We start from the raw sequence: 5,871 nt of genomic DNA, 5'->3' as shown, positions 1-5,871 counted from the left end.
CACGGACCGTGGGCGCTCGCCCTGGCGGGCCGCCTGCGCGAGCGCTACGGCGTGGACGCGCAGGCCATGCACGCCGACGACGGCATCGTCATCCGCATCCCCGACATGGACGACCCGCCCGGCATGGACCTGTGCGCCTTTGACGCCGACGAGATCGAGCGCGTCGTCGTGGACGAGCTCGGCGGGTCCGCCCTGTTCGCGGCGCGGTTCCGCGAGTGCGCGGCCCGGTCGCTGCTGCTGCCGCGCCGCCGCCCCGACAAGCGCATGCCGCTGTGGCAGCAGCGGCAGCGCGCCGCGCAACTGCTGAGCGTGGCCGGCAAGTACCCGTCGTTCCCGATCGTCTTGGAGACGATGCGCGAGTGCCTCCAGGACGTGTTCGACGTTCCGGGGCTCGTCCAGCTCATGCGCGACCTGTCCGGACGCAAGGTGCGCATGGTCGAGGTCGAGACGAACGAGCCGTCGCCCTATGCGCGGTCCCTGCTGTTCCACTACGTGGGCGCGTTCATGTACGAGGGCGATTCACCGCTCGCGGAACGCCGTGCCCAGGCGCTCGCGCTCGACACGGCCCTCCTCTCGGAGCTGCTGGGCCAGGCCGACCTGCGCGAACTGCTCGATCCCGAGGTCGTCGCCGACACCGAGCGCGAGCTCCAGCGGCTCGCGCCCGAGCGCCGCGCGCACGACCTGGAGGGCGTCGCCGATCTGCTGCGCACACTCGGCCCCCTCACGACGGCCGAGATCGGGCTCCGCCTCACGGGCCCGCACGAGGCCGCGCCCTACGCCACGCGGCTGGAGGAGGAGCGCCGGGTCATCAGGGTCCGCGTCGCCGGAGAGGAGCGGTGGGCCGCGATCGAGGACGCCGGCCGGCTCCGCGACGCGCTGGGCGTCCCGCTGCCCGTGGGGGTGCCCGAGGCGTTCCTCGAACCGGTGGACGACCCCCTCGGCGACCTCGTGTCCCGGTACGCGCGCACGCACGGCCCCTTCCGGGCCGACACCGTGGCGGCGCGGTTCGGGCTCGGCGCGGCCGTGGCGACCGAGGCCCTGCGCAGGCTCGCCGCCGCCGGACGCGTGGTCGAGGGCGAGTTCCTGCCGGTCGAGGCCGTGTCCGGCCCGTTGACGTCCGAGTGGTGCGACAGCGGGGTGCTGCGGACGCTGCGCCGCCGGTCCCTCGCGCGGCTGCGCGCCGAGGTCGAGCCGTCCCCGCCCGAGGCGCTCGGCCGGTTCCTGCCCGCCTGGCACGGCATCACGGGCGGCTCGCGCCTGCGCGGCCTCGACGCGCTGGTGCAGGCGGTCGAGCAGCTCCAGGGGTCGGCCGTCCCGGCGTCGGCGCTGGAGTCGCTGATCCTGCCGTCCCGCGTGCCCGGCTACTCGCCCGCGATGCTGGACGAGCTGACCTCGTCCGGCGAGGTCGTCTGGGCCGGTCAGGGCAGCCTTCCCGGCGGGGACGGCTGGGTCGCGCTGTACCTGGCCGACACCGCGCCGCTGCTCATGCCCGAACCCGCCGAGATCACGCTCACGCCCGTCCACCAGGCGGTTCTCGAACTGCTGGAGGGCGGCGGCGCGCTGTTCTTCCGCATGCTCTCCGACCGGGTGAACCGGGAGCGCGGCCTCGCCGTGAACGACGCCGACCTGGTCACCGCCGTCTGGGACCTGGTCTGGGCGGGCCTGCTCACCAACGACACCCTCGCCCCGCTGCGTGCCGCGCTCGGTTCCGGGCGTCCCGCGCACCGCGCCCGCGCGACCCGGCGGGGCCGTCCGGTCCTGCCGTCGCGCACCGGCCCGCCCACCGTCGCCGGACGCTGGTGGCCGCTGCCCGAGCGCGAGACCACGCCCACGGCCCGCTCGCACGCGCTGGCCGAGTCCCTGCTCGACCGGTACGGCATCGTCATCCGCGGCGCGGTCGCGGCCGAACGCACTCCGGGCGGCTTCTCGGCCGTCTACCCCGTCCTGCGCGCCTTCGAGGAGACCGGTCGCTGCCGGCGCGGCTACTTCGTGGAGGGCTTGGGCGCGGCCCAGTTCGCCCTGCCGGGCGCCGTGGACCGTCTACGCGCCCTGCGCCCCTCCCCGCCACCTGCCGCCCCGCCCCCTCCGGCATCCCTCTGGGAGACCCCGGCACCGGATGCTCCCGACGGGCGTTGGGACGCACCTGGCCCCAGCGACGACGCGTCCGGCGGGCGCTGGGAGTCGGCCGCGGAGGGCACGAGCGAGCGCTGGGGATCCCCCGCGGAGGATGTGTCGGGCGGAGGCGGCGGGTCGTCCGCGTCAGATGCCTTCCCCGATCGCTGGGACGAGCCGGACGCCTCTCGCGGCCCGACGACCGGCCGAAGCGGCGCCGGACGGCCCGGGCACGGACGGCCGCCCTCGCTGGGCGGGTCGCTCGCGCCGGTGGCGGCCACGCGCGGACAGGAGTCCGGCGAGCGCGCGCTCGTGCTCGCGGCGGCCGATCCGGCGAACGTCTACGGCGCGGCCCTCCCTTGGCCCGACCGCCCGGACGAGGCGGCGAGCGGTCACAAGCCCGGCCGGAAGGCGGGCGCGCTGGTCGTCCTGATCGGGGGCCGCCTCGTCCTGTACGTCGAACGCGGCGGAAAGACCCTTCTGACCTGGGACGATGATCCGGACGTCCTGCAACCGGCGGTGGACGCGCTGGCCCTGGCCGTCCGGGAGGGGGCGCTCGGCAAGCTGACCGTGGAGCGCGCCGACGGGGAGGACATCAACGACTCCCCGCTCGCCGCCGCGCTCGAAGCCGCCGGCTTCCACCCGACCCCGAGAGGCCTCCGCCTCCGAGCCTGACCACACGCGCCGCCCGCCCGAGGGCGGAACGCCCGGACCGGCCCCTTGTCGGCCGAACGCCGTGGCTCACGCGCCCGTCGTGGCTCACGCCCCGTCGCGGCTCACGCGTCCGACGTGGCACGCGCGTCCGTCGCGGCTCACGCGTCCGTCGCGGCTCACGCGTCCGTCGCGGCTCACGCGTCCGACGTGGCACGCGCGTCCGTCGCGGCTCACGCAGCCGTCGCGGCTCGGGCGTTCTGTGCCTCTTGGCGGCGGCCGGTCAGGCGGCGGGTGATGCGCCAGGCCGGCCAGAGCAGCCCCGCCGCGAGGCAGACGAGGGAAACCGGGGTCAGGAAGGCGAAGCGCAGGCCGATCGAGGCGCGCACGTCCACGTTCGGGGCGCCGTCCAGACGCAGGACGGCGACGGACCACGCGCCGTGGGTCTTGTCCCAGGTCAGGGTCCGAGGGCCGGTGCCCGCGGACGAGGCGACCCAGAACGTCCGGCGGGTGGGATCCGCGGCGTGGCCGGCTCCGGGGACGTGCCGGAAGCTCGCCTGGAAGGGCTTCAGTTCGGCCGAGACGAAGTCGTCGTAGGCGGCGCCCCGGAGGAACGCCTCGACCTCGTCCTTGGGTCCGATGCCCACGAAGACGGGGACGTTCGGATCGACCGCCTCGACCTTGATACGCACGCGCGCCCATTCACCGATGTCCGGGTCAGGGTCGGCGGCGTGCGCGGACGACGAGCCGACGTCGATCTCGTCGGTCTTGAGCGCCACACCGGAGGTGGTGAACCGGTGCCGGGCTGTGGAGAAGTAGCCGCCCGCGTCCGCCTGGAGCAGAGCGGAGACGCCGGCGGCCGCGCCCGCGATGAGCAGCAGGGCCGAGGCCGTCCAGGCCAGCACGCGAGCCGCCGCGGCGGCACGTCCCGTTTTATTTAGCATGACTGTGCGACGAACGGGATCCGCCCACCGGCCTCAAAGGATCACGACCGGATCCGGCCGGTCCAGAGGGAACAACTCCCCCCTCCCGCCCGTCCGCAGCCCTTTATCCACCCGCCTGCCCGCCCCTCCCGGCCCCCCTTCCAGCCGCCCCCGCCCTTCTGCCCGCCTCCCGGCCACCCTTCTGCCCGCTCCCGGCCGCACTCCGCACTCCCGGCCGCACGCACGCCCTCCCAGCCGTCCCCGCAACGAGCTCAGCCGTCCCCGCGACGGGCTCAGCCCAGCAATTCACCACCAGAACCTGTCCCAAGGACCCCGGCCACGCACGCGAACGCGCTACCTGCACGGAGCAGCGAAGCCGAAGGCGAGCGAAACCGGGCAGATCGCGAAGCGATGCCGCGTTCGCCCAGACACGGTCACGAAGCGAGCCCCTGGGCGAGCGAAGTGGGCCGAGACTGTGACAACACAGCCGCCAGGCGAGCGAAGTGGGCCGAGGCTCTTTAGTTACGCCGTCCTTTGAAGAGGGAGATGAGGCCGCGGAGGGTGCGTTCGTCCAGGGAGCCGAAGGGGTTGTCGTGGACGAGGTAGGTCCAGGTGGCGGAGGGGCGCTGGAGGCCCGCGCCGGCGAGGTCGAGGGTGCCGTCCTCGGAGGTCTTGAGGTTCTCGAAGGCGGCGACGGCGGCGGCGCGGGCGTCGGGCAGGAGCCGCTTGCCCGCGGGGACGGCCTCGGCGTTGAACTCGACGAGCGGGTCCAGGCCGCGTCCGAGGGAGCGAAGGTGGATGCCCTCGCGGATGTCGGTGAGGAAGGCGAGGTGGTCGGACCAGCGGCGGTCCAGGTGGAACAGCAGGAGCTGGCGGGCCGCCGCCGCGACCGCTTCGGCCCCGGCCAGTTCCACCAGTTCGGCGTGTCTGGCGGGGACCCGCTCGGCCATCAGGCGGTCGGCGGCGTCGCCGCGCAGGACGGTGTCGCGTTCGGCCAGGAGTTCGGCGCGCTGCAGGCCGATGAGGTTGTTGTAGCGCCAGGTGTTGCGGTGCAGTTCCAGGTCGACGCCCTCGGCGACGCGCTGGGCGTGGCCGACGATCCAGTGCGCGGGTTTGGCGTCGATCCGGCCGTCGTCGCCGACGGGGCCGTCGTACTCCTCGTCCGGGGCGTACCGGGTGACCAGGTCGTCCTGGAGGCTGGTGAAGAACACCGAGGCGCCCGGGTCGCCCTGGCGGCCGGCGCGGCCGCGCAGCTGGTCGTCCAGGCGGCTGCTGTGGTAGCGGCCGGTGCCGATGACCAGCAGGCCGCCCGCCGCGACGACCTGGTCGTGGGTTCCGGCGGCGGGGCCGTCCAGCGGGGCGGTGCCGGGGGTCTTCTCCGCGGGCGGCCCGCCGAGGCGGATGTCGGTGCCGCGGCCGGCGATCTGGGTGGACACGGTGATCGCGCCGGGCGCGCCCGCCCGCGCGATGATCGCGGCCTCCTCGGCGTCGTTCTTGGCGTTCAGGACGACCGGCTCGAACCCGGCCCGGACCAGGCGGCGGGCCAGCCGCTCGGACTCGGCGACGTCGGCGGTGCCGACGAGGACGGGCCGTCCGGCGGCGTGCGCGGCGGCGATCTCCTCGACGACCGCGACCTCCTTGTCGGCGGACGTGGCGTACAGCCGGTCGGGCCGGTCGTCGCGGACGCACGGCCGGTTCGGGGGGACGACCGCGATGTCCAGGTCGTAGAACTCGCGGAGCTGCCCGGCGACGGCCAGGGCGGTGCCGGTCATCCCGCACCGCACCGGGTACCGGCCGATCAGCTCCTGGACGGTGACCGAGTCGAGGATCTCGCCGCTCGGCGAGGCGTCCAGCGCCTCCTTGGCCTCGACGGCCGCCTGCAGGCCGTCCGGCCAGCGCTGGAGCAGCGCGACGCGGCCGCGCGACTCGTTGATCAGCTTCACCGCGCCGTCCCGGACGATGTAGTCCACGTCCCGCTGGAGCAGCACCTCGGCGTGCAGGGCGACGTTGACGGCGGTGAGCACGGCGAGGTTGTCCGGCGCGTACAGGTCGATGCCGCCGAGGGACCGCTCGACCTCGCGCGCGCCCGCCGCGGTGAGCTGGACGTTGCGGGCCTCGGTGTCGGTCCCGTAGTCGCGGCCGGGCCGCAGCCGCCGCACGAGGTCGGCGTAGGTCGGGTCGGCGC

3 protein-coding genes are annotated in these 5,871 nt (G+C 75.0%); 1 reads left to right on the top strand and 2 read right to left on the bottom strand.

Features of this window, described 5'->3' with window-relative positions; translation table 11 throughout:
• Positions 1-2,787 (top strand): DNA glycosylase AlkZ-like family protein (locus AB0J52_RS23970; protein WP_500184297.1); only part of this gene is annotated, 2,787 nt, incomplete at its 5' end.
• Positions 2,788-2,996: 209 nt separating this feature from the next.
• On the opposite strand, the gene AB0J52_RS23965 is transcribed toward AB0J52_RS23970, so the two are convergent.
• Both AB0J52_RS23965 and AB0J52_RS23960 read right to left on the bottom strand, forming a co-directional pair.
• On the bottom strand, positions 2,997-3,668 hold the full coding sequence (locus AB0J52_RS23965; RefSeq protein WP_500184296.1) for a hypothetical protein: 672 nt from the start codon (positions 3,666-3,668) through the stop codon (positions 2,997-2,999).
• Between the two features lie 536 nt (positions 3,669-4,204).
• On the bottom strand, positions 4,205-5,871 hold a 1,667-nt coding region (locus tag AB0J52_RS23960), incomplete at its 5' end, for a preprotein translocase subunit SecA (protein ID WP_500184293.1).

This window comes from Spirillospora sp. NPDC049652, from assembly GCF_040675125.1.
GTDB lineage: Bacteria > Actinomycetota > Actinomycetes > Streptosporangiales > Streptosporangiaceae > Spirillospora.
Note: the sequence above shows the minus strand (reverse complement) of the source record. Positions and strands in the feature narration are given on the sequence as shown.